The 25,894-nt window shown below is 39.7% G+C and carries 23 protein-coding genes and 1 other annotated feature; of the genes, 11 read left to right on the forward strand and 12 right to left on the reverse strand.

Annotated elements, in window-relative coordinates:
* The first annotated feature begins 30 nt into the window (after window positions 1-30).
* On the forward strand, window positions 31-594 hold the full coding sequence (gene yyaC / locus KQ486_RS03400) for a spore protease YyaC (RefSeq protein WP_144163249.1): 564 nt from the start codon (window positions 31-33) through the stop codon (window positions 592-594).
* Window positions 595-729: 135 nt separating this feature from the next.
* On the opposite strand, the gene KQ486_RS03405 is transcribed toward yyaC, so the two are convergent.
* The 12 genes from KQ486_RS03405 to KQ486_RS03460 all read right to left on the reverse strand — a co-directional run bounded on the left by KQ486_RS03405 (window position 730) and on the right by KQ486_RS03460 (window position 11,206).
* A complete protein-coding gene (locus KQ486_RS03405) occupies window positions 730-1,449 on the reverse strand; it encodes a DUF554 domain-containing protein (RefSeq protein ID WP_144163279.1) in 720 nt (239 codons plus the stop codon).
* Window positions 1,450-1,592: 143 nt separating this feature from the next.
* Complete coding sequence (locus tag KQ486_RS03410) at window positions 1,593-2,435, reverse strand: ParB/RepB/Spo0J family partition protein (protein WP_216686804.1); 843 nt, start codon at window positions 2,433-2,435, stop codon at window positions 1,593-1,595.
* A complete protein-coding gene (locus tag KQ486_RS03415) occupies window positions 2,416-3,189 on the reverse strand; it encodes a ParA family protein (RefSeq protein WP_144163247.1) in 774 nt (257 codons plus the stop codon). The genes KQ486_RS03410 and KQ486_RS03415 overlap by 20 nt, the downstream gene beginning before the upstream one ends.
* Before the next feature lie 192 nt (window positions 3,190-3,381).
* Complete coding sequence (gene noc, locus KQ486_RS03420) at window positions 3,382-4,245, reverse strand: nucleoid occlusion protein (protein WP_144163246.1); 864 nt, start codon at window positions 4,243-4,245, stop codon at window positions 3,382-3,384.
* A 215-nt stretch (window positions 4,246-4,460) separates the two neighbouring features.
* Window positions 4,461-5,177: a 16S rRNA (guanine(527)-N(7))-methyltransferase RsmG gene (gene rsmG, locus KQ486_RS03425; RefSeq protein WP_216686805.1), complete on the reverse strand. Its 717-nt coding sequence runs from the start codon at window positions 5,175-5,177 to the stop codon at window positions 4,461-4,463.
* An 11-nt stretch (window positions 5,178-5,188) separates the two neighbouring features.
* Window positions 5,189-7,075 (reverse strand): tRNA uridine-5-carboxymethylaminomethyl(34) synthesis enzyme MnmG, encoded by a 1,887-nt coding sequence (gene mnmG, locus KQ486_RS03430; protein WP_144163244.1) that lies wholly within the window; start codon window positions 7,073-7,075, stop codon window positions 5,189-5,191.
* A gap of 20 nt (window positions 7,076-7,095) precedes the next feature.
* On the reverse strand, window positions 7,096-8,472 hold the full coding sequence (mnmE, locus tag KQ486_RS03435; protein ID WP_216686806.1) for a tRNA uridine-5-carboxymethylaminomethyl(34) synthesis GTPase MnmE: 1,377 nt from the start codon (window positions 8,470-8,472) through the stop codon (window positions 7,096-7,098).
* Between the two features lie 195 nt (window positions 8,473-8,667).
* Complete coding sequence (gene jag, locus KQ486_RS03440) at window positions 8,668-9,285, reverse strand: RNA-binding cell elongation regulator Jag/EloR (protein WP_144163242.1); 618 nt, start codon at window positions 9,283-9,285, stop codon at window positions 8,668-8,670.
* Window positions 9,282-10,055 (reverse strand): YidC family membrane integrase SpoIIIJ, encoded by a 774-nt coding sequence (gene spoIIIJ, locus KQ486_RS03445; RefSeq protein WP_186278633.1) that lies wholly within the window; start codon window positions 10,053-10,055, stop codon window positions 9,282-9,284. The genes jag and spoIIIJ overlap by 4 nt, the downstream gene beginning before the upstream one ends.
* Window positions 10,056-10,144: 89 nt before the next feature.
* Complete coding sequence (gene rnpA / locus KQ486_RS03450) at window positions 10,145-10,486, reverse strand: ribonuclease P protein component (RefSeq protein ID WP_144163240.1); 342 nt, start codon at window positions 10,484-10,486, stop codon at window positions 10,145-10,147.
* Window positions 10,487-10,610: 124 nt separating this feature from the next.
* Window positions 10,611-10,745, reverse strand: coding sequence for a 50S ribosomal protein L34 (rpmH, locus tag KQ486_RS03455; RefSeq protein WP_144163239.1), 135 nt, complete (start codon window positions 10,743-10,745; stop codon window positions 10,611-10,613).
* A gap of 296 nt (window positions 10,746-11,041) precedes the next feature.
* Window positions 11,042-11,206, reverse strand: a complete 165-nt coding sequence (locus KQ486_RS03460; protein WP_216686807.1) for a hypothetical protein — start codon at window positions 11,204-11,206, stop codon at window positions 11,042-11,044.
* A 662-nt stretch (window positions 11,207-11,868) separates the two neighbouring features.
* Between KQ486_RS03460 and dnaA the strand changes: the two genes are divergently transcribed.
* The 10 genes from dnaA to serS all read left to right on the forward strand — a co-directional run bounded on the left by dnaA (window position 11,869) and on the right by serS (window position 25,610).
* Window positions 11,869-13,215, forward strand: coding sequence for a chromosomal replication initiator protein DnaA (gene dnaA / locus KQ486_RS03465; RefSeq protein WP_216686808.1), 1,347 nt, complete (start codon window positions 11,869-11,871; stop codon window positions 13,213-13,215).
* 179 nt (window positions 13,216-13,394) lie between these two features.
* Complete coding sequence (gene dnaN / locus KQ486_RS03470) at window positions 13,395-14,537, forward strand: DNA polymerase III subunit beta (protein ID WP_216686809.1); 1,143 nt, start codon at window positions 13,395-13,397, stop codon at window positions 14,535-14,537.
* 432 nt (window positions 14,538-14,969) lie between these two features.
* Entirely contained in the window at window positions 14,970-15,194 is a 225-nt protein-coding gene (yaaA, locus tag KQ486_RS03475; RefSeq protein ID WP_144163236.1) for a S4 domain-containing protein YaaA, read from the forward strand.
* A 17-nt stretch (window positions 15,195-15,211) separates the two neighbouring features.
* A complete protein-coding gene (gene recF / locus KQ486_RS03480; protein ID WP_144163235.1) occupies window positions 15,212-16,342 on the forward strand; it encodes a DNA replication/repair protein RecF in 1,131 nt (376 codons plus the stop codon).
* Between the two features lie 32 nt (window positions 16,343-16,374).
* Window positions 16,375-16,656, forward strand: coding sequence for an extracellular matrix regulator RemB (remB, locus tag KQ486_RS03485; protein ID WP_144163234.1), 282 nt, complete (start codon window positions 16,375-16,377; stop codon window positions 16,654-16,656).
* A 38-nt stretch (window positions 16,657-16,694) separates the two neighbouring features.
* Window positions 16,695-18,617 carry a DNA topoisomerase (ATP-hydrolyzing) subunit B gene (gyrB, locus tag KQ486_RS03490; protein ID WP_186278632.1) on the forward strand — a complete coding sequence of 641 codons (1,923 nt, stop codon included), beginning with the start codon at window positions 16,695-16,697 and terminating at the stop codon, window positions 18,615-18,617.
* A gap of 243 nt (window positions 18,618-18,860) precedes the next feature.
* Window positions 18,861-21,359: a DNA gyrase subunit A gene (gene gyrA, locus KQ486_RS03495; protein ID WP_246569182.1), complete on the forward strand. Its 2,499-nt coding sequence runs from the start codon at window positions 18,861-18,863 to the stop codon at window positions 21,357-21,359.
* A gap of 16 nt (window positions 21,360-21,375) precedes the next feature.
* Window positions 21,376-22,482, forward strand: coding sequence for an HD-GYP domain-containing protein (locus tag KQ486_RS14595; protein ID WP_216686810.1), 1,107 nt, complete (start codon window positions 21,376-21,378; stop codon window positions 22,480-22,482).
* A 201-nt stretch (window positions 22,483-22,683) separates the two neighbouring features.
* On the forward strand, window positions 22,684-24,015 hold the full coding sequence (locus KQ486_RS03505; protein WP_216686811.1) for a D-alanyl-D-alanine carboxypeptidase family protein: 1,332 nt from the start codon (window positions 22,684-22,686) through the stop codon (window positions 24,013-24,015).
* Window positions 24,016-24,064: 49 nt separating this feature from the next.
* Window positions 24,065-24,275, forward strand: a binding site (T-box leader).
* 45 nt (window positions 24,276-24,320) lie between these two features.
* Window positions 24,321-25,610, forward strand: coding sequence for a serine--tRNA ligase (gene serS / locus KQ486_RS03510; protein WP_216686812.1), 1,290 nt, complete (start codon window positions 24,321-24,323; stop codon window positions 25,608-25,610).
* Window positions 25,611-25,894 lie beyond the last annotated feature (284 nt).

Below are 25,894 nucleotides of genomic sequence, written 5' to 3' on the forward strand. Positions count from 1 at the left end.
TAATAGAAATATGTACAAGGAGTAAAAACTATGTCTAAATCAATGATATTGAAAAAATCTACTTATCATATGAATGATTCATTCGTTAGTTTAAAGCTATCTCGGTTTTTAACGAATCATTTGCCGACTGACCAACCAATCATTCTATTATGTATTGGTACCGATCGTTCAACGGGTGATAGCCTTGGCCCACTCGTTGGTTCGTTTTTGAAAGAATCCCTAATCAAAAATATTCATGTGTTCGGAACACTGGATGAACCCGTACATGCCAAGAACCTTCCTGAAACGATTCAGCAAGTTGAAGAAACCTTTCATAACCCTTATATCATCGCAGTTGACGCTGCATTAGGTTCTATCAGAAAGGTAAAAACAATGGATATTGGACTGGGATCCCTCCAACCAGGAGCTGCAGTGAAGAAGAAAATTTCTTCGATCGGAAACCTCTACATTAAAGGTTATGTCAATGTCGGTGGATTTTTGGAATATACGGTGTTGCAATGTACGCGACTCAGTGATGTAATGAGCATGGCTCAAATCATTACAAAAGCAATCCAATATGCAGATACAAGATTATCGGTTAATGGGATTGATTAATCTTTGATGGTCGGATGACTAAAAGCGTTTAAACGGATAACAAATGGTTTTTACAGCATAAAATCCCGTAAAAAAGAGTTGTCCAAAGTCTTTCAAAAGACCCCGACAACTCTTTTTATATGATAAGAGCTATAATTACGAAAACCAATTTGGAACCTGAAGGTAAATAAACAGTACAAATCCGACAATTACTAAACTCGGAAGTAAGTTAGCGACACGGATTCGAGTGACATTCAATAAATTCAATCCAATAGCAACAATCAATAACCCACCTGTTGCAGTCATATCTTCAATAAATAAATTAAAGAAAGACTCGGGGAAAAACTGATCGATTTGAGTAGCAAATAATGCAATGACACCTTCGTAAATGACTACAGGAATCAATGAGAAAATGACGCCGAAACCTAATGTTGTCGTAAGTACTAATGCAGTAAATCCATCCAGTATGGACTTGGTATAAAGTATCTCATGGTTGCCATGGATCCCACTATCCAAAGGACCGATCACCGCAAGTGCTCCGACGCAAAAGATTAGCGATGCTGTCACAAATCCTTCTGCTATATTGGACTCTTTACCCTCTTTTTTAAAACGCACTTCTAAGTGTGCACCTACTCTGTTCAATTTTTCATCTAAGTCAATTCCTTCACCGATTACTGCACCAAATAGCAGACTAAGGAGTATAACAATGGTTCTGTCCGATTCCAGTCCCATCGTAAACCCCAACGCGATTACCGTCAGACCGATTCCCGCCATGATGGTTTCTTTAATTCTTTCATTTATTTTATTAAAAAACAGACCGAATACTGTTCCTAATGCAATTCCTAATCCATTAACAATAACACCGACTAATTCTATATCAACCACCTACTCCCTTTTGTTTCACGTGAAACAATAGAAAAAGAAATGTCTTCCTAGATGAAATGAAAGTCGCCCATGAGAACGCCATTTCAACCGGTTAGACATTTCTTTACTATTCATTCTTTTATCACTGGTGCATATTATTTTCCTTGATTCATCAAATCAAGTATTCTCTCAAGATCTTCTTTACTGAAATACTCAATTTCGATTTTGCCTTTTCTTTTACCTTGTTGAATGGTAACAGACGTACCGAAAAGATCTCTTAATTCTGTTTCCTTTGAAGCAATGAAGATATCTTTTTTCTCTGGTCTCTTTTTTGGTTTTTGATTGTTTTCATTCAAGCGGGTAATTAATTGCTCCACTTGTCTAACATTCAATCCTTCTTTACGAATCTTATCTGCAACCATTAGTATTTCTTCTTCTTTTTTCAATGCTAATAATGCCCGTCCGTGGCCCATCGTGAGCTCTTTACTGTTAATCATCGCACGTACTTTTGTCGGCAAGGAAAGCAGACGAATCATATTTGCGATGTGTGGACGACTTTTCCCAAGTCGTTTTGCCAATTCATCATGTGTTATATTCAGCTCATTAATCAATCGGTCGTAAGCTTCAGCTTCTTCCATCGGATTAAGGTCTTCTCTTTGCAAGTTTTCAAGTAATGCCAATTCCATCATGTCTTGGTCATCTAAATCACGAATGACAGCTGGTATGGTCTCAAGACCGGCTTCCTTTGATGCACGGAATCTACGCTCGCCTACGACGATTTCATATCCTTTGATGGATTGACGAACAATGATGGGCTGTAAAACGCCATATTGTAAGATGGAGTCCTTCAATTCCTCAATTGCATCAGCCTCGAAAACCTTACGTGGTTGATAAGGGTTTGCCCGAATTTCATTGATCGCTACTTCTCGTACCGTCTCTTCATCAAAATTAACATCCTGAAATAAAGCATTCACACCTTTACCCAACCCTCTGGCCATTTGCCATCACTTCCTTCGCTAAATCACTATACACTTCAGCACCTCTTGAGCGAGGATCGTATTTAATAATAGGTTCCCCGTGACTTGGTGCTTCACCTAAGCGAACGTTTCTAGGAATAATCGATTGAAATACTTTCTCTTGAAAGTACTTTTTCACTTCTTCAATGACTTGAATACCAAGATTTGTTCTTGCATCCAGCATTGTCAGTAAAACACCTTCAATTGCTAAATTATGATTCAATCTTTTCTGGACCAATCGAATTGTGTTCAGCAATTGACTTAATCCCTCAAGTGCATAATATTCACATTGAACTGGTATAAGCACGCTATCAGCTGCTGTCAAAGCATTCAACGTTAACAATCCAAGCGATGGAGGGCAATCGATAATAATATAATCATAGTTGTCACGTGTTTCTTCTATCGCTTTTCGTAATCTTAACTCTCTAGAAATGGTAGGAACCAATTCTATTTCTGAACCAGCCAATTGAATCGTTGCTGGTACTGCATCAAGATTAGGTATGTTCGAAGGCATGAGTGCATGATTGATATTTTCTTCTTCAATTAATACATCATAAATACATGTAGATGTTTCTCCTTTATTGATTCCAATCCCACTTGTGGCATTCCCTTGTGGATCGATATCAATGAGAAGGACTTTATTCCCCATATCAGCTAAACATGCACTCAAATTAACTGCTGTAGTTGTTTTGCCAACGCCGCCTTTTTGGTTTGCAATGGCAATTACTTTTCCCATCTATGTCACCTGCCTACTTCTTTCACAATTTACTATTATAATGAACAATTTGATAGCTATAAATTATATTTTATCATGAACGAACCCGTTATGTTAGTTAAATATATAGTTTAATAGAGTGTTTACGAAAAAAAGAATAAAAAAAGCCCATCTTATTCATAAAGACAGGCTTAAAGAAGGTGATGAATCTAATTACTTGTTTTTCGGGATTTTTATCGTAATTTTATAGTGATCTTCCTCTTCAGATTCCTCTGATTCCACGTTTAATCCTGAATCGGAGACCATGCTCAATGATTGACGAATTGTATTTAAAGCAATGCGAAGATCTCTACTGACGCCTTTCATTTTCGGTTTTTGCTTTGGTTTCTCTTCAGATGGATCTTCTGGATGGAGTAACGCATCGATTTGTTCTTCCGTTTGCTTCACATTGAGGTGATTTTCAATAACCAAGCCTAAAACTTCTTCTTGAAGTGACTCGTCTTTTAATGAAATTAATGCTCGTGCATGTCTTTCTGTAATCTCTTTATTTAATATGGCTTGTTGAACAACGCTTGGCAGCTTCAACAACCGAAGCTTATTGGCAATGGTTGATTGACTTTTACCAAGACGTTGAGCTAGCGCTTCTTGTGTCAATCCGTGCTGCGATAGCAATTGTTCATAAGCAATCGCTTCTTCAATGACTGTCAGCTCTTCTCGTTGAAGGTTTTCAATCAATGCAACGGATGCTGTTTCTGTATCCGTCATATTTTTGACGATTGCTGGGATTGTTTCCCACTCTAACGATTGAACTGCTCGCCACCTTCTCTCACCGGCAATTAATTCATATCGTTCTTCTTCTTCTATTTTACGGATAACGATTGGTTGAATCATTCCATGTGTGTGAATCGTTTGTGCGAGTTCATTAATTTTTTCTTCATCAAAAATCGAACGAGGCTGATATTGATTGGGGCTTATTTTATCCACTTCAATTTGCACAACTTCATTACTTACCTCTGATGAAACATCCTTGTCGGAATTGGAAGCATTTTTACCGAACAACTTACTAATTGTACCCATTTTTATGGCACCTTCCTTATCAAGAATACGAACTCTATTATGTAAATAAAACTCGTCAATCGACGAGCTTTTGACAACATCATAAAAAATTGTGTAACAATCTAGTGGTCAATTTTAATTATAAAATAATCTATGTTTCACGTGAAACATTTCAAATCTACCTTTACTGCTATCTTACCACAATTTACTTATCTGGAGAAGGTTTAAATTGTGCTTCACTCGATTGGTTCCTTATTTGGAAGCCCTGCTTTACGAGGATATTTAGCTGGCGTCTTTCGTTTCTTATGGATGATCGCAATGTTTCTCTCGCTATTTTCTATCGGTAAAAGAAATTCATGAATGTTGCGCCAGTCTCCTCCAAGTACTTCTACTGCCGCTTCGCTTGCCTTCTTCTCTTCTTGGAAGTTTGCGCCTTTCATCATGATTAAGTCGCCTCCAACCTTTACTAACGGAAGGCATAACTCACTTAAGACGGAGCTTCTCGCAACTGCACGCGAAAGCACGGCATCGAAACTCTCTCTGAATTTCTTATTTTTACCGAAGTTTTCAGCACGATCATGATAAAATGCAATTTCCGTAAGGTTTAGTTCATCCGCTAAATGATTTAAGAAGGTGACACGTTTTTTTAACGAATCAACAATGGTCATTTGCAGATGCGGGTATACGATTTTTAAAGGAATCGAAGGAAAGCCCGCTCCGGCACCTACATCGCAAACCGTTAATGGTTGTGAGAAATCGAAATGAAAAGAAGCAGTCAATGAATCGAAGAAGTGTTTTAAATAAACCTCTTCTTGGTCCGTAATTGCCGTTAAATTCATTTTTTCATTCCATTCGACCAATAGCTCATAATACAATTTGAACTGAGCGAGCTGATGCTCACTCAGTTCAATGCCATGTTCAATTAAGTTTGCTTGAAATAACGATTCATCCATTACTTAACCCTCTATTCATTGGATACTTTTGAACGAACGCCCTGTTCAATATAGACGAGTAAGATCGATATATCAGAAGGATTCACTCCAGAAATTCGTGATGCTTGTCCAACTGACAATGGTCGAACTTGTTTCAGTTTCTCTCTAGCTTCTGAAGCTATACCGGAAATATCGTCATAATCAATATGCTCAGGAATATATTTGTTGTCCATCTTTCTCATTTTCTCGACTTGTTGATTGGATTTCTTAATATATCCTTCATATTTCACTTGAATCTCAACTTGCTCTTCTACTTCAGCTGGCAAGTTTGTTTCACGTGGAACAAATGGTTTCAACAGTTCATATTTCATTTCGGGACGACGTAATAAATCCGTCGCTCGAACTGCTTCTTTAAGTGGCGTACCATTTTGTTCTTCAATCACTTGTTGAATGGCTTCATCCGGTTTAATAATAATTTTTTCAATTCGTTTGATTTCATCCTGAATCTGTTGCTTCTTATGAGTGAAGCGTTCATAACGTTCTTCTGGGATTAATCCGTACTCGTAACCAATATCAGTCAAACGTAGATCAGCATTGTCATGACGAAGCAATAGACGATATTCTGCTCTTGAAGTTAACAAACGGTATGGTTCATCGGTACCTTTTGTCACTAAATCATCAATCAAGACACCGATATACGCTTGAGATCGATCTAAAATCAACGACTCTTTATTCAAAGCTTTCCCAGCTGCGTTAATTCCTGCCATTATTCCTTGGGCTGCAGCTTCTTCATATCCAGATGTGCCATTGATTTGGCCTGCAGTAAACAATCCATTCACTGTTTTCAATTCTAACGTAGGCCACAATTGAGTCGGTACGACAGCATCGTATTCAATCGCGTAACCAGCACGCATCATTTCTGCTTTCTCAAGGCCAGGAATTGTTTCCAGTAATTTCTTTTGAACGTCTTCAGGAAGAGAAGTCGATAATCCTTGTACATACACTTCTTCTGTATTTCGCCCTTCAGGTTCCAAAAAGATTTGGTGGCGTGGTTTATCAGAGAAACGGACAATTTTGTCTTCTACGGAAGGACAATAACGTGGACCTGTTCCTCTTTCCGCTCCTGAGTACATCGCTGATTTTGTTAGGTTATCCATGATGATCTCATGGGTCACTTCTCCTGTATATGTCAGCCAGCAAGGTATTTGGTCGGTAATGAATTCTGTCGTTTCATAAGAGAAGGCGCGTGGCTCTTCATCTCCTGGTTGAATTTCTGTTTTTGAATAATCGATTGTATGACTGTTTACTCGTGGTGGTGTTCCTGTTTTAAAGCGAACAAGATCGATTCCAAGTTCTTCTAACTGCTTGGAAAGCTTAATCGTCGGACGTTGATTGTTTGGTCCGCTTTCATACTCAATATCGCCGATCAATACCTTACCTCTCATAAACGTACCTGTCGTAACAATTACCTGGTCTGCGTAATAGCAGGCTTTCGTTTCTGTAACGACACCTTTTACTTGGTTGTCTTCGATCAGTAGTCGATCGACCATCCCTTGTCTTAAGGTTAGGTTTTCTTGATTTTCAATAACGTGCTTCATTTCTTGTTGGTAAAGGACTTTGTCTGCTTGCGCACGTAATGCTCGAACAGCAGGTCCTTTACTCGTATTCAACAGTCGCATTTGAATATGCGTTTTATCAATCACTTTTGCCATCGCACCGCCGAGCGCGTCAATTTCCCGAACAACGACACCTTTAGCGGGACCACCGAGGGATGGATTACACGGCATAAAGGCGATTAAATCCAGGTTCAATGTCAACATCAATGTTTTCGCGCCTCGTTTCGCTGAAGCGAGTCCCGCTTCCACACCCGCATGTCCTGCGCCGATGACAATTACATCATAATGTCCTGCATCGTACATACGTAAAGACCTCCTTTTTTTTATTTTCCTAAACAGAATTGGGAGAATAACTGATCGATTAGTGATTCATGAATATTATCACCAATGATTTCGCCAAGAAGCTCCCATGTTCGTGTGATATCTATTTGAACTAAGTCCAGCGGCATACCGTCGTCTACCGCTTGAAGTGCATCATCTAATGCTTGTTCCGATTGCTCAAGCAACTGGATGTGGCGTACATTGGATACATAGGTCAAGTCGCCAGAATCCAATTCGCCTTCAAAAAATGTCTCCGCAATTGCCGACTCTAATTGATCAATTCCTTGTTCTTCTACCAATGAGGTCGAAATGATCGGCACATCACCTGCTATGGCTTTCACTTCATCCAAGTCGATTTGTTGCTCCAGGTCTGTCTTGTTGATGACAGCAATGATGTCATGTTCTCTTGCTGCTTCAAAGAGTGCTGCATCTTCTTTGGTGAATGGTTCGTTCCCATTTAGTACAAGTAGAATCAAATCTGCATCTTTAAGAGCCTTTCGAGAGCGTTCAACACCGATTCTTTCCACAATATCTTCAGTTTCCCGAATCCCTGCTGTATCGATCAACCGCAGTGGAACACCACGCACATTCACGTATTCCTCAACGACGTCACGAGTCGTACCTGGAATATCAGTAACGATTGCTTTATTTTCTTGAGCCAATATATTTAGTAAAGACGATTTACCGACGTTCGGCTTGCCGATAATCGCCGTAGCAATTCCTTCTCGTAAGATTTTCCCTTGCTTAGCCGTCATCAACAACCGCTGAACCTCTTCTTTCACAGCTGTTGCCCGTTCAACAAGCATCTGATGTGTCATTTCTTCCACATCATCATATTCCGGATAGTCAATATTCACTTCGACGTGAGCAACCGTTTCGATCAACTGCTGTCGCAAAGAACGAATTAAGTTAGATAATCGACCATCCATTTGATTTAATGCTTGCGACATTGCTTTATCTGTCTTGGAACGGATTAAATCCATGACAGCTTCTGCTTGAGATAAATCAATACGACCATTCAGGAATGCACGTTTTGTAAACTCTCCTGGTTCAGCCAACCGTGCGCCTTCCCTTAAAATTAACTGAAGCACGCGATTGACTGAAACCATTCCGCCGTGACAGTTAATTTCGATTATATCTTCACGAGTGAAGGTTCGAGGAGCTTTCATCACTGAAACCATCACTTCTTCGACCTTTTCATCTGTTTTTGGATCGATCAAACTCCCATAATGGATCGTATGGGAATCTACTTTCGTCAAATCTTTCGTTGGAAAAATTCGATTGGCGATGGCAAACGATTCCTCCCCACTAATTCGGACAATCGCAATGGCACCTTCGCCAATCGGTGTTGAAATTGCTGTAATTGTGTCTTGCTCCATGAACCTCACTCCTTTCGATGAGCAAATTCTCAACTAAAAACATTAACATAAATAGGGATAAAAAGAAAGATATACAGCTTACCTCATATTGGTAAGAAGTAAGCTTTATGTACGTCTAAAGCCAATTAAAAAACCGATATAAAGCAGTTAAGCCTTACATCGGTCGTTTTTTGATATCCTTTATTTCACGCCTGGTTATTCAGGCTTGATCACAACGTATCGGTTCGGATCTCTTCCGTCTGAGTAAGTAGAAACTTTGCTGTGGTCTTGCAATGCTGTATGAATGATTTTTCGTTCAAAAGAAGGCATTGGTTCCAATCGAACTTCTTTGTTTAGCTTCATCGCTTTATTTGCAAGCTTATTTGCCAAATCTTCAAGTGTCTCTTTTCTTCGTGCTCGGTAATTCTCTGCATCAACAACAACGGTTACATACTCATCCTTGTTTTTATTGACAACAAGATGGGTTAAATATTGCAACGCATTGATTGTTTGTCCTCGCTTACCGATTAGCAACCCCAGTTTTTCACCAACGAGGTCATACACAACCCCATGTTGATCTTCCTTCACTTGAACATCGACAGAAACATTCATATCTCTTGATATATCGACTAAAAATTGTTTCCCTTCATCCACGGCGCTTTTCATCTCAGTTACTTTTACATAAGCACGCTTCGAACCAAAGACTCCGAGAAGTCCTTTTTTTCCTTCATCAATCACATCGACCTTCACTTGACTTTCATCTAAGGCAAGTTGACTAAGAGCATTTTCTTTTGCTTCTTCAATCGTACGACCACTAGCAGTTATTTCTCTCACTTTTTAGATCCTCCATTGTCTTTTTCTAATTGTTTCATCATCGGACGACGAACTAACAATGTTTGAGCAATCATAAAGAGGTTACCTACTACCCAGTATAACGCAAGGGCTGATGGGAAGAACAATGCAAACGCACCGATCATCACTGGCATTAAGTATAACATAACCTGCATTTGTGGGTTAGCAGCAGCTGGTGAACCTGCCATCATCAATTTCTGTTGAATAAATGTTGTCGTGAATGTGATTACTGCCATGATGATACTTGGCTCCCCAAGTGAAAACCATAAGAACGTATAATTTTCAATTGCTTCTGTACGCACAATGGCATGATAGAAAGCAATTAAAATCGGCATCTGTACAATAATCGGCAGACACCCTGCAAGTGGGTTGACCCCATGACGCTGGAATAGTGCCATCGTTTCTTGCTGTAATTTCTGCTGTGTTTGCTGATCTTTTGACGAGTACTTTTCTCTTAAAGCCTGTAGCTCAGGCTGGATCATTTGCATCGCTTGAGAAGACTTCAACTGTTTGATATTTAGTGGCAAAATTAATGTACGCAACAAAAGTGTTACAATAATGATTGCCAAACCAAAGCCGTGATTGAAAATATCCTCAGCTATGTAAGTAATCAAAAAAGATAATGGATAGACAAAGAATGAATTCCAAAATCCTTCACTGTCTTCGGTAATTGGTTGATCGATCTGTGTACAACCACTAAGGAATAGAGCAATTGCAATCATTGCTCCAACTACGAACAATCGTTTATACACCTGTTTTCCTCCTAACATTGCTAACGCGGAAATTCTTTATACATTCTACCATTATATATAAGAGGTTTACCATAAAAAATGTGAAATATTTATTGACGATACAAGCTTGTTCGTTTCAAAACATGCTTTAAGCTGTTTTTGATCTCATCAACCTTCATAGATGTCGTTGGCTTTCTGGCAATGATAATGATATCAACATCTGGTTGAATATGCGATTCCAACTGTCGCAAACTTTCGCGTATATATCGTTTAATTTGATTACGCATAACAGCATTCCCAAGTTTTTTTCCTACCGAAATCCCTACACGAAAATGGTGTTGATCCTTTTTTGGTACATAATAAATGACAAGCTGTTTATTGGCGAATGATTCACCCTGTTTGAAAATTTGTTGGAACTCCTCATTTTTTTTGACACGGTATTTTTTCTTCAAAAGGATCATCCAATCTCTCTCGATGTTCGAATAAACTCATCCGTTTATTGCGTTGATCAAAATTTCTTTTTTATATACGAATTATCTGCTAGAAAAAAGACCACTGAGTGGATCTTCCAGTGGTCTAAGCAGAAAGTACTTTTCTTCCTTTTTTACGACGGCGTGCTAGAACTTTACGTCCGTTTTTCGTCTTCATTCTAGCTCGGAATCCGTGCACCTTACTGTGCTTTCTCTTTTTTGGTTGGTATGTTCTTTTCATTTATCTACACCTCCTAAAAGGAAATCAAACCTCTACCATTTAAAAACAGTCCAAATTAGTATATAAAATTTGTGCCCCATATGTCAATAGTAAAACAGCCGAACTACATTTAAATTCGGTAATTTTATGATCCACATTCCGATCAGTAAAGAAATTCACTTTACATTTTAATCGGATATCCATCTGGAAGCAATGGATATGGTCATTTTTCGAATGATTGATTACCCGATTTTTAATCATTTGGCTTTGTTAACGTCTGGTGGAGGTGATCAACTATCGGTTTTTTCCACGACCTATTAGCGGCTGCGTTCGATTTTTTCGACGGCTTCGCATGGTTTTTCGATGGCTTCTCGCGGTTTTTCGACGGCTCCGCATGGTTTTTCGATGGCTTTGCGCAGTTTATCAGCGGCTCCACATGATTTTTCGACGGCTTCTCGCAGTTTTTCGACGGCTTCGCGCAATTTATCAGCCGCTTCACCCCATTTATCAGCGACTCCGCATCATTTGTCGACGGCACGCTTTTATCCACAGGACGTGTTCGGTTTGAATGAAAGTTCCCTTATTTCCTGGCCACTGAATCGCCACCAATACGATCCACAATTCAACTACTCAGATCCATTTCAATTAAAAATCAAAACGAATTCTTAGCAGAACCGATTATCTAAGCCAATTTTAAAACGATTTGACGGAATCAATCATTTTCAATCTGTTTTTATCCACAATCCCTTTTTGCACCCCGTTATCAAGTTATCCACATGTGAGTAGAACAACTATCTTTTTCATTTTTTTATTCACAACCTCATTCGACAAATTACCCACAAATTCAACAGTTGTGGACAATTTTTTTAAACACAGCTATGAACTATGTGGATAAGTTGATTTTACATTGAAATATCAAGGTGAGTTTGATATGATTATATTGTTTTAACTGTGAATAAATAAATACAACCATATGAGTTTTCCACAGTATGTGAATAATATGTGGATAGTTAACCACAGCTTGTTAGAAAAGATATCTACAGAGCTGTGGATTTTGTCGATAGATGTCATTTTCCCACGTTGTTAAATGAATCATCCATCCACAGGTAAATTGAACCACCGATTGATGAAAGGATGCTTAATTTTGGATAATTTACAGGCATTATGGAAAGAAACGTTAACTGAAATTGAAAATAAAGTGAGTAAACCTAGCTTTGATACGTGGTTGAAATCGACAGAGGCAAAATCTGTTGAGGGCGATAAACTCGTGATCGCTGCTCCAAATGAATTTGCACGCGACTGGTTGGAAAGCAGTTATGCCGGTTTGATCTCCGAATCATTTAAACAAGTATCAGGCTCTCATTTGGAACCTAAATTCGTTATTCCAAATCGAAACAACATGGATGATTACAATAAACAACCAATAAAAAAATTCCCGAAAAAAACAGCGGAAATGAATGACAGAACAATGCTGAATTCCAAATATACATTTGAAACTTTTGTCATAGGATCAGGGAACCGTTTCGCCCATGCGGCCTCTCTTGCCGTAGCTGAAGCACCAGCCAAGGCATACAATCCACTATTCATATACGGTGGTGTTGGACTAGGTAAAACACACTTAATGCACGCAATCGGCCACTATGTAAGAGAGCATAATCCAGATGCCAAAGTTGTCTATCTATCCAGCGAAAAGTTTACGAATGAATTCATTAATTCCATTCGGGACAATAAGACAATTGACTTTAGAAATAAATACCGAAGCGTTGATATTCTATTAATTGATGATATTCAGTTCTTGGCAGGAAAAGAACAAACACAAGAGGAATTTTTCCATACATTTAATGCGTTACATGAGGAAAATAAGCAAATTATCATTTCCAGTGATCGACCACCGAAAGAAATTCCGACATTGGAAGACCGGCTTCGCTCACGTTTCGAATGGGGATTGATTACAGATATTACTCCACCTGATTTAGAGACAAGGATTGCGATTCTACGGAAAAAAGCAAAGGCAGATGGATTGGAGATTCCAAATGAAGTAATGCTTTACATAGCGAATCAAATCGATACAAACATCAGAGAATTGGAAGGTGCGTTAATACGCGTCGTTGCCTATTCTTCTCTTGTGAATGAAGATATCGATGCTTCGTTGGCTGCTAATGCACTCAAAGATATTATTCCTAGTTCCCGTCCGAAGAAAATTACGATCAAAGGAATCCAGCAAATTATCGGTAGCCGTTTCAATGTACCGATCGAGGATTTTGCTGCAAAAAAACGAACAAAGTCAGTAGCGTTCCCACGTCAGATCGCTATGTATTTATCTAGGGAGATGACTGATTTTTCATTACCAAAGATAGGTGAAGAGTTTGGAGGACGAGATCATACGACCGTCATCCATGCGCATGAAAAAATAGCAAAAATGTTAGCTGATGATATTCAATTACAGAAAGAAATTGATGAATTAACAGAAATCATAAAATCTGAAGCCTAAATTGACTTGTGAACAGTGTGAATATCTCTGCACGTTTGTTTACACGTTATGCACATGTGGATAACTAACGTTTTCAAGGTATCCACTGACTTATCCACAAATCCACAAGCCCTAGTACTATGATTACTGTTTTATTCTTATAACAAATAAATATGACAAATCATTCTCAGGAGGTTCCTATGAAATTAATTATTGAACGAAACCAACTTATGAACAGTATCCAACATGTCATGAAAGCCATCTCTTCCAGACCAACCATTGCGATTTTGTCAGGTATTAAATTAGAAGCACAGCAGAACTTTGTAAAATTAACGGGTAGTGATTCAGATATTACAATTGAATCTACCATTCCTCGCGAAGAAGACGGAATGATCAACATTCATGACGTTCAACCGGGTACCGTTATTCTACAAGCGAAATTTGTATCAGAAATCGTCCGTAAACTACCTGGTGACCAAGTGGAGATCGAATCAGATGATGAACTGAACGTTACGATTCGTTCAGCTGCAGCAGAATTTAAACTGAATGGCCAGGATGCAGAAGAATATCCGCAGCCTGCAATATTGACCACAGACAATCAGTTCGAGATCCAAGCAGACGTTCTTAAAAATTTAATCCGTCAGACAAACTTTGCTGTATCGACTCAAGAAACACGACCTATTTTGACAGGTGTGCATTTCATCTTAGAAGATGGTGTGTTTGAATTGGTCGCTACGGATAGTCACCGATTAGCTTCCAGAAAAATTAATTTGAACAGTGATGCAGAAAGCGTTTCTTTCAGAAATATCGTAGTTCCTGGAAAAAGCCTTTCTGAACTGAATAAGATTCTTGATGATCACCAAGAAAAAGTCTTTGTCAGTGTTTCAGACAATCAAATTCTATTTAAGACAGCGAATGTTAACTTCCACTCTCGTCTGTTGGATGGAAACTACCCAGAAACGTCTCGTCTGATCCCTGAGCAAAGCAAAACGACGGTATCTATAAAATCACGTGAATTAATGCAAACCATCGACCGTGCAAGCTTGTTGGCGCAAGATAATCGGAATAACATCGTGAAGTTGGCAACCATGCCAAATCAACTGCAAATCACTAGTCATTCACCGGAGATCGGAACAGCTGAAGAAAAAGTTGATACGATGAGTATTGAAGGAGAAGATTTAAAAATTTCCTTCAATGCAAAGTATATGATTGATGCACTTCGAGCCATTGACTCTGAAGAAATTGAGATTGCATTTACAGGAGCGATGCGACCATTCATCCTTCGCCCACAAAATGAAGAGGAATCCATCTTGCAATTGATCACGCCGGTTAGAACGTATTAATGCAAATCTCTGTTAAAATCCGTTGTTAATATTGAGATTCGCTATCGGTGGTCGCTTTCCGCGGGCACGGCTCGAGCCTCCTCGGCCTAAAAGCATGGCCTGCGGGGTCTCGAGGCTCGTGCTTTTCCCGCAGGAGTCGCCACCTTCGCTTCTCACAATTCAACGACTCAGTTCTATAACATTAATAAGATTTAATAGAGCCAATGCAAAAAATAATTACGACCAGCCTGGGAAAGACTTTTTTCTTGGCTGGTTTTTATATCGAGCCAATTTTATCCGAAGAAAAAGTAGCTCGAGAATATAAATTGCACATCGAATCAAATTACTGATGTGAGATCAGGAAATTAAAACAGTACGATTAATTTCCTTTTCCACCTTATTTTTAGTAAAATATAGGGATAGGCATGTAGCAGAATAAAGGAAGTGAAAACAATGGCTGAACCAATTGAAATAACGACCGAACAGATTACATTGGGGCAGTTCCTGAAATTGGCCAATATCGTTGAATCTGGTGGGATGGTTAAATTATTTTTAACGGAATTTGCCGTTTACATCAATGATGAACAAGATCAGCGCCGTGGAAGAAAATTAAAGCCCGGTGACCTGGTTGAAATACAAGGCGTTGGATCGTTTGAAGTCACCAAGTCCAGCGAATAATTCGAGGAGCTTCAACCATGTACATTGAGGAATTATCTCTAGTCAATTACCGAAATTACGATCGATTAACGATTCACTTCGACCATAAAGTGAATGTAATTTTAGGTGAAAATGCTCAAGGCAAAACAAATTTAATGGAAGCCATTTATGTTCTTGGATTCACAAAATCACATCGAACGCCAAGGGATAAAGAATTAATCCAATGGGACGCGGAGTATGGTAAAATAAAGGGAAGGGTTTTTAAGAAGAATCGCTCCCTTCCCCTTGAGGTCATATTCTCATCAAAAGGAAAAAAAGCGAAGTTCAACCATATCGAACAAAAACGATTGAGTGATTATATCGGTTCTTTGAATATTGTCATGTTTGCACCGGAGGATTTGAATCTTGTTAAGGGCAGCCCCCAAGAAAGACGTCGTTTCATTGATATGGAAATCGGCCAAATTGAACCTGTTTATATTTATCACTTAAATCAATATCAAAAAATATTAAAACAACGAAATGCTTTATTAAAAGATTTGCAACGAAGGCGGACGAAAGATACGACGATGCTGCAAATTTATACAGAGCAATTGGCGGAACATGGAGCCGCCATCTTATTTCGACGGTTTCGTTTCTTGAAAAAATTACGAGAATGGGCTGTGCCGATTCATCTTCAAATTAGTAGAGATCAAGAGAATCTTAAAATAGATTACTTATCGAAGGTAGATGTATCAGAATCTATGGATATGGAGAAAATGAGAGATACATATCTAACGGAATTCAATCGTAAAGAAGAAAGTGAAATTGAGCGTGGTACGACGTTAATCGGACCACATCGGGATGATTTGGTTTTTACGGTAAATGATCGGAATGTCCAACACTTTGGTTCTCAAGGCCAACAACGTACCACTGCTCTATCGTTAAAGCTTGCTGAGATTGAGTTGATTTATCAAGAGGTTGGTGATTATCCAGTCCTGTTGCTGGATGATGTACTAAGCGAATTGGATGATTACCGACAATCCCACTTACTCAATGCGATTCAAGGGAAGGTCCAGACATTTGTTACGACAACGAATATTGATGGAATTGCCCATGAAACGATTCGCGAAGCAGAAATTTTTACAATCCATGAAGGAAAGCTAGTCGAGAACAATGGACTGGATCGGTAAGTAGATCGACAGTTTGAGAGGGGAATTTATTTATGTTTGTTCATATTGGAGATGATAACGTCATCCGTACCGAAGAAGTGGTTGCAATGGTCGATTACAGCCTCTTCAACTCATCAACGATTATTGAAGAAATGATTTATAACCAGCGTAAAGAAAATAATGTCACCGATTCGGCTTATGAAGAAGCAAAATCAATTGTCATTACCGTCGATCATATCTATTTCAGTTCACTATCTGTTTCGACGCTCTCTAAGCGAGCTCAAATAGCAGACTTCTTGGATAGTGTTGATGACGTAATGGAAGATTCGGATTAAGTCAGGTAGCAGCAATTATAGAAAATGAAGGTGAGATAATGTCGATGGAAGATCAAATCAACAAACCAAATGATTATGGAGCTAGTCAGATTCAGGTATTGGAAGGGTTGGAAGCCGTCCGCAAAAGACCTGGTATGTATATCGGTTCAACAAGTGAAAGAGGATTGCATCATCTCGTGTGGGAAATCGTCGATAACAGTATCGATGAAGCGTTAGCAGGCTATTGTGATCATATTGAAATTACGATTGAAAAAGATAACAGTATTTCCGTCACTGACAATGGCCGAGGTATTCCCGTCGATATACAAGAAAAAGTCGGAAAGCCGGCCGTAGAAGTTATTTTAACCGTACTTCACGCAGGCGGTAAATTTGATAGCGATACGTATAAAGTTTCAGGCGGCCTTCATGGCGTAGGTGCTTCTGTTGTTAACGCTCTGTCTGAATCATTGGAAGTTTACGTCCATCGTGATGGGAAGCTATATTACCAAGACTATAAACGAGGTGTTCCTCAAAGTGAGTTGTCTGTCATTGGTGAGACGGACCTTACCGGTACAAAAATTCACTTCAAACCAGACAGTGAAATCTTTGAAACACTTGAATTCTCTTATGATTCATTAGTCAACCGGACAAGAGAACTTGCTTACTTAAATAAAAAGTTGCGGATTTCCATTGAAGACAAACGAACAGATGAAGAAAAAGATTCGTTCTATTACGAAGGTGGAATCCGAGAGTACGTAGAGTATTTAAATCGGACTCGTGAAGCTCTTCATGAGCCTATCTATGGAGAAAATGAGATTGACAATGTCGTCGTTGAATTTGCCATTCAATACAACGATGGTTTCAACAGCAATATTTACTCCTTTGCGAACAATATCCATACCATGGAAGGCGGAACACACGAGCAAGGCTTCAAAACAGCACTTACCCGTGTGATCAATGATTATGCCCGTAAAAATAATTTATATAAAGAAAGTGATCCAAACCTTATTGGTGAAGATGTCCGAGAAGGGTTAACAGCCATCGTTTCGATTAAGCATTCTGACCCGCAATTTGAAGGACAAACGAAGACAAAACTTGGAAACAGTGAAGTCAGCCAGATTACCAATTCTGCTTTCTCAGAGAAATTCACACAGTTTTTGTTTGAAAACCCGAGAGTTGCCAAACAAATTGTTGAAAAAGGTTTGATGGCATCCCGTGCACGTATTGCTGCAAAGAAAGCTCGTGAAGTCACTCGCCGTAAAAACGCCTTGGAAGTTTCAAGTTTACCAGGGAAATTGGCGGACTGTTCATCGAAAGATCCGAGTAAGGGTGAGCTGTATATTGTTGAGGGTGACTCAGCAGGTGGTTCAGCGAAGCAAGGACGCGACCGACACTTCCAAGCTATTTTGCCGTTACGAGGAAAGATTATCAACGTAGAAAAAGCGCGGTTAGATAAGATCCTCTCCAACAATGAGATTCGAATGATGATCACAGCATTAGGGACAGGCATTGGCGAAGAATTTGATATTTCGCTTGCAAGGTATCATAAAGTCGTCATCATGACAGATGCGGACGTTGATGGTGCACATATTCGAACATTATTACTGACATTTTTCTATCGTTACATGCGACCGTTAGTCGAACATGGCTATGTTTATATTGCCCAGCCACCGTTATATAAAATCCAGCAAGGCAAGAAGGTTTATTATACGTATACAGATAAAGAAATGGAAGAAGTATTGGATGAACTTCCACAAAGCCCAAAACCAGGTCTACAACGGTATAAAGGTCTAGGTGAGATGAATCCTAGTCAGCTATGGGAAACGACAATGAATCCTGAAACACGGACAATGCTGCAAGTCACATTGGAAGACGCTATGGAAGCGGATGAAGTATTTGATGTGTTGATGGGTGACCATGTTGAACCACGAAGAGATTTTATCGAGAAAAATGCTCAATACGTTAAGAATTTGGATATTTAACGAGTGATTAAAGCCGTTTGAATAAAAGCTTTCAAAAGGAGATTTCTGTGTGACTATAGGTTTGTGGCAGTGATGAATTGACCCACCTAGCGTTACGAGCTTGATCTCCCTCTCAATGATCGAACACGAGGTCATGTAATTATGATTAAGCTTTTATTCGGACTGGCTTTTGACTCATTCAAGGAGGAGTTATCGTTGGATCAAGAACGTCCAAGAGTTCAAGAAATTAATTTAAGTCAAGAGATGAGAACGTCTTTTTTGGATTATGCGATGAGTGTAATCGTCTCACGTGCATTGCCTGATGTCCGGGATGGTTTAAAACCTGTACATAGAAGAATTTTATATGCCATGCACGATTTAGGAATGCATGCAGATAAATCATATAAAAAATCTGCCCGGATCGTCGGTGAGGTGATCGGTAAGTACCATCCACACGGAGATTCTGCCGTTTATGATGCAATGGTACGTATGGCCCAAGACTTTAACTATCGTTACACGTTGGTCAATGGACACGGTAACTTTGGTTCAGTCGATGGCGATGCTGCTGCAGCAATGCGTTATACGGAAGCTAAAATGTCCAAAATTTCGATGGAACTGCTAAGAGATATCAATAAAAATACCATCGATTATGTGGACAACTATGATGGCGCTGAACGAGAGCCAGTCGTATTGCCAGCTCGTTTCCCTAACCTGCTTGTGAATGGAGCATCCGGTATCGCAGTAGGAATGGCAACAAACATCCCGCCTCACCAGCTAGGTGAAGTCATCGATGCTGTATTGGCAGTCAGTAGAAACCCAGAGATCACCATTGAGGAATTGATGGAGAACCATATCTATGGACCAGACTTTCCAACAGGTGGAGAAATTCTAGGTCGAAGCGGAATCCGACAAGCGTTTCAAACAGGAAAAGGTTCAATAACGATTCGCTCAAAAGCTGATATTGATGAAGTTAACGGCAAGCCGAGAATTATCGTCAGTGAGATTCCTTTCCAAGTGAACAAAGCAAGACTGATTGAAAAAATTGCTGAGCTAGTTCGTGATAAAAAGCTTGAAGGGATTACCGATTTACGTGATGAGTCGGACCGTGACGGTATGCGTATTGTGATGGAATTACGTCGCGATGCAAATGCCAATGTCGTATTGAATAATCTTTACAAGCAAACCGCTATGCAAACAACCTTTGGAATCAACATGCTCTCTCTTGTGAACGGGGAACCAAAAGTATTGAATCTGAAACAAACACTTGAGTACTATTTGGAACACCAGCGTGAAATCATTACACGTCGTACACAGTATGAATTGGATAAAGCGCAAGCACGTGCTCATATTTTAGAAGGTCTCCGAGTAGCATTGGACCATCTGGATGCCGTCATCGAATTAATCCGGAAATCTCAAACAGCGGATATCGCCAGAGAAGGATTAATGGAACAATACGGCTTATCCGAAAAACAAGCTCAAGCAATATTGGATATGCGCCTGCAGCGTTTAACCGGCCTTGAGCGTGAGAAGATTGAAAATGAATACAATGAGATCATGGAATTGATCGCAGAATTGAAAGCTATTTTAGCGGACGATGAAAAAGTTTTGGAAATTATCCGTGAAGAGCTGACAGCGATTAAAGAACAGTTTAACGACGAACGTCGCACAGAAATCGTTATCGGTGGAACAGACTTTATCGAGGATGAAGATTTGATTCCTGAAGAGACAATCGTCATTACACTCACCCACCATGGTTATATCAAACGTCTACCGCTTACGACGTATCGCTCACAAAATCGTGGCGGACGCGGTATTCAAGGCATGGGCACGAATGAGGATGACTTTGTGGAGCATTTATTATCTACTTCCACACATGATACGTTGCTGTTCTTTACGAATAAAGGAAAAGTATACCGGGCGAAAGGATATGAAATTCCTGAATTCAGTCGGACAGCCAAAGGACTTCCTCTTGTTAACGTGCTTGAAGTTGAACAAGATGAATGGATCAATGCCGTCATTCCGGTACAAGAGTATGATGAAGCGTCTTCCCTATTCTTTACAACGAAAAATGGGTTGTCTAAACGGACAATGTTGAATCAATACAAAAACATCCGTCGAGGCGGTCTACGTGCGATTAATTTACGTGAAGACGATGAATTAATCTCTGTACGATTAACGGACGGTGAGCAAGATATCATCATCGGAACGAAAAACGGATTGGCGATTCGTTTCCACGAAACCGATGTTCGAACAATGGGCCGTACAGCAACAGGTGTGAAAGGAATCACATTAAGAGAAGACGATGAAGTTGTATCAATGGAAATTTTACATCAAGGTAGTGAAGTACTGACCGTTACATCCAAAGGTTTCGGTAAACGAACCCCTGAAGATGAATATCGCCTACAAAACCGAGGCGGTAGAGGAATACTCACTTGTAGATTGAGCGATCGAAACGGTCATGTTTCAGCCGTTAAACCTGTATTTGGCGAAGAAGATTTGATGATCATTACTGAAACAGGTGTACTCATTCGTATGGGCTCGGAAACAATTTCCCAAACGAGTCGGAATACACAAGGTGTCCGTTTGATCCGCTTAGGTGAGGAAGAATCCGTAGCTACGGTTGCCTTGGTAGAGAAAGAAGATGTAGAAGACGAATTGGAAGAAGAAATTGATGAAGCAGTAGAAGAAAAAGAAGAACAGCTTGTTGATGAAATTGAGGAAGTTGTCGAAGAAGATGATGACCACTCAGGCGAAGAAAAATAATGTGAGGTGAATCCGCGTGAAAGTTCACCCAGACCAACTGATACCCGGTTGTCTCTTGACGAAGGATGTGATTGGCAATGCCATTCATCCACTTATTCCGAAAAATACAGTGATTGAACCGATTCATATCCAAATTTTACAAACATTTAAGATCCAAGTCGTAGACGTTGCACCTCGCTTGGTTAATGGAGATGTCTTTCGCGTTGAAAAGCGCGAAGTACCATCTGAGGATCAAAAGGAAAATGAAGTGAATGAACGAGTGAACTGGACGTTTGATGATTATTATATGAATGCTGTCAAAATTACAAAATCCATTTGCGAAGATTTAAAACGTACCAATCGATTAAATATTCAACAAGTACGGAAGCTTATGATCCCTTTAATGAAACAGGCAGAAAAGCAACGAAACTTATTTTTAAAGCTACATCAATATGGTGATAAACAGCGATATATTTATCACCATATGGTGTCAATCGCGTTATTATCAGCTAGTTTAGCGACGAAATTAGACTATAGCCAAGGCGATCGTTTAAAAATAGCATTAGCAGCCTATTTAAGCGATATGGGGATGGTTTCTGAACATGATGGCATCTATTTAAAGAATAGAGAATTGACTGAGAAAGAAACCGAAAACATTCGCATGCATCCTGTTCTTTCTTATCGGATGATCGAGCACATGTCATCCATTAGTAAGGATGTAAAAATCGCTGTCTTACAGCATCATGAACGAATAGATGGTTCGGGTTATCCACTCGGCGTGAAGGCGGAAAAAATTCATCCATTCGCCAAAGTGATTGGTGTTGTCGATACCTTCCATGCAATGATGTCTGAACGAGCATATCAACAAAAGCAATCTATCTATCATGTCGTTGAAGAACTAATGCAACGACAGGCAGGTAAGTTAGATGTTTTGACGATTGAAACGTTAATCCAAAACTATTTGACTCTGCAAGTCGGTACACGGGTAAAACTATCAAATGAACAAAACGGCACTGTCGTCTTTGTGAATGAGTCCGATCCCGCCCGCCCTTTTGTACAACTTGAAGATGCTAGTGAAAAAATTATTGATTTGAAAGAGCATGATCTCGATATTAAAGAGTTTTTAATAGATCATGAGACTTGATTAGATAGGTCAATATCCTTTGAGTCAGAACTCGGGCTCAAAGGATGTTTTTTTATCAACACATAGGTCGATAAAAATACTAAAAATGTTAACAAATGATAATATTTTACCAATGTTTCATGACCTGAAATCATGTATAATAATAAAGGTATTCATCCTATTTACATAAAGAAAAGTTCGTTATTTGGAGGAAAAAAACAGATGATTAAAACATATAAATCGTTAACAGCTATCGTGATGGCAACTGTTTTATTAATGGCTTCTTTTATGGTGAGTCCGCTAAAGACTTACGCCCAATTAGATAACTTGAGTGCTGAATCAGCTATATTGGTTGATGCCACTACAGGAGAGGTCCTTTACGCGAAGAACGCGGATGAAGCTTTGCCACCAGCAAGTATGACAAAAATGATGACAGAATATCTCGTTTTGGAAGCTATTGAAGAAGGCGAGATCAGCTGGGATACACGTACAGAAATCAGTGAATATGCGTACTCTATTTCCGCGAATAATTCATTTTCAGGCGTAGGATTGCGTTTGGATCATGAATATACAGTCGAGCAGCTATATGAAGCAATGGCAATCAATTCAGATAATGCAACGAGCATTGCTTTAGCAGAGTTAATTGCTGGTTCAGAAGGTGAATTCGTGAAACTCATGAATCAAAAGGCTGAAGAAATGGGTTTGCCTGATGCTAAATTTGTGAATTCTACGGGCTTGGATAATAAAGACTTAAATGGAAAACACCCGGAAGGCACAAAAGCAGATGATACTAATTTACTGTCTGCACGTTCGACAGCGATGCTAGCTTACCATCTCGTAAATGATTTCGACCAAGCATTAGAGATCTCTAGTATTCCGAAAAAAGAATTTGAAGACCAGGAAATGGTCAATTGGAACTGGATGCTTCCAGGGATGGACAGTCAAAACTTCGAACAATTTACGTACGAAGGAATGGATGGATTAAAAACAGGTTTTACCGATTTGGCAGGATACTCCTTTGCTGGTACAGCGAAACAAGATGATACACGATTGATCTCTGTTGTCATGCGTACGGATAGCATTGAAGAACGGTTTAACCAAACCGCGAAATTGTTGGATTACGGATTTAATGACTTCAGTAGGGAAACATTGTATGAAGCGGGTCACCAAATTGAAGGTGAATCTACAATCCCTGTTTATCGTGGCAAACAAGATACGGTTCAAATAGAGTCAGCTGAAGCAATTGAAAAAATGGTACGCAACGGCGATCAAGAAAACTACTCCGTCAGTTACGAATTCGATGAAGAAATGTTAAATGAAGAAGGGGAATTAAAAGCGCCAGTCGAAAAAGGGACAGAAGTTGGTCGTATGGTGCTAACTTATTCAGGTGATCATGACTACGGAAACATCGATACCCAAGACCAAGAGTCGATCTCTGTTCCCCTTGTCACAAGTGATGATGTCGAGCAATCCAACTGGTTCGTTCGATTATTCCTCACGATTGGTGATTTCTTTGTCGGTCTATTCGATAGCATAAAAGGGTTATTTTCATAATGACTTGCAAAATGTGCATACTACCGATATATTAATGGTAATAGTGAACTGAAAAGCAATGATAGGAACTAGTAATAGTGAGCGTTTCTTCAGAGAGCTGGTGGTTGCTGTGAACCAGTGAAACTCCGCTATGAATCCATCCTTGAGCTGATTGGCGAAAGCGATGCATAAGTCAATCCGGTCAAGCACCGTTAAAGCTTCCGAGTTGGGAGTATCTCTCCAACAAGGGTGGTAACGCGGGTATACAGCTCGTCCCTTCATTTACAGGGACGGGCTTTTTTATATTTCATGAGGGAGGATTCTATATGTTAGAACTGAAATATTTGCGCAGTCATTTTGCTGAGATTAAAAAAAGACTACAGCATCGTGGCGAAGATTTATCTGATTTGGATCATTTTGATGATATGGACCGCAAACGACGCACATTGATTCAAGAAACCGAGGAATTGAAAGCACGACGGAATCAAGTATCAAAAGACATTTCACAATTGAAAAAAGAAAAACAGGATGCGGACCACTTAATCAAAGAGATGCGTGAAGTAGGCGATCGCATTAAAGCAATTGATCACGAGTTAAAGGAAGTTGAGGAAAAGTTAAATCACTTACTCCTCTCCATCCCGAATATTCCGCATGAGTCAGTCCCATTTGGCGAAGATGAGGATGATAATATGTTGGCCCGTGACTGGGGCGAGGTTCGTGATTTTGGGTTTGAACCAAAACCGCACTGGGATTTGGCAACAGAGTTGGATATCCTTGATTTTGAACGAGCAGCAAAAGTGACTGGAAGCCGGTTTGTCTTTTATAAAGGATTGGGCGCTCGCTTAGAACGTGCTTTATTAAACTTCATGATGGATTTACATGCCGATCAGCATGGCTATACGGAAATGTTGCCACCGCAGATTGTTAACCGTGACAGCTTAACAGGAACAGGTCAGCTTCCTAAATTTGCTGAAGATGTCTTTAAGCTAGAAGAACTGGATTATTTCCTGATACCTACTGCAGAAGTACCAGTAACAAACTATCATCGGGATGAAATATTGGATATCGATGATCTACCAAAGAAATATGTTGCATACAGCGCAAATTTCCGTTCTGAAGCGGGTTCTGCAGGTCGAGATACGCGTGGCTTGATTCGACAGCATCAATTCAACAAAGTGGAACTCGTTCAATTTGTGAAGCCTGAAGAGTCGTATGAAGCATTAGAAAATCTAACAGGAAATGCGGAGAAAGTACTTCAATTGTTGAAACTTCCTTACCGGGTAATGAGTATGTGTACAGGTGATTTAGGATTTACTGCCGCTAAAAAGTACGATATTGAAGTTTGGATTCCAAGCTACGAAACTTATCGTGAAATTTCTTCTTGTTCTAACTTTGAGGCATTCCAAGCGCGTCGTGCAGGTATTCGCTTCCGTCGTGAGCAAGGCGGGAAGCCAGAATACGTCCATACATTGAATGGATCTGGATTGGCGATTGGCAGAACAGTTGCAGCCATCTTAGAAAACTACCAAGAAGAAGATGGGTCAATTACGATTCCAGAAGTTTTACGACCGTATATGGGCGGTTTAGAGACGATTACAGCGCCAGATGAAGAGTAGAAATAACTAATTAAATGTTTATAAAGGAAAATTAAAGTGGCTGGGACAAAAGTTCTCAGATACGAACATTCTAATTTAGTGTGTCGGAAATACCCGCTTCGGAAATATACTCCGCTTTTACCCACAGGGCATAAGGCGACATCTGCGGTAAACCGCAGTGTCTTCTATATCGCAGGCAGCTGTTGAGCCTCCTCGTGCTTCGCACTGCGGGGTCTCACCTAGGCTTTTGCTCCCGACGCCCAGGACGGGCTAGTGTCAACGTTGGCCACAGGACGTGGCCGCAT

Origin of the sequence: Allobacillus halotolerans (genome assembly GCF_018967645.1) — a bacterium.
Taxonomy (GTDB): domain Bacteria; phylum Bacillota; class Bacilli; order Bacillales; family Alkalibacillaceae; genus Allobacillus; species Allobacillus halotolerans.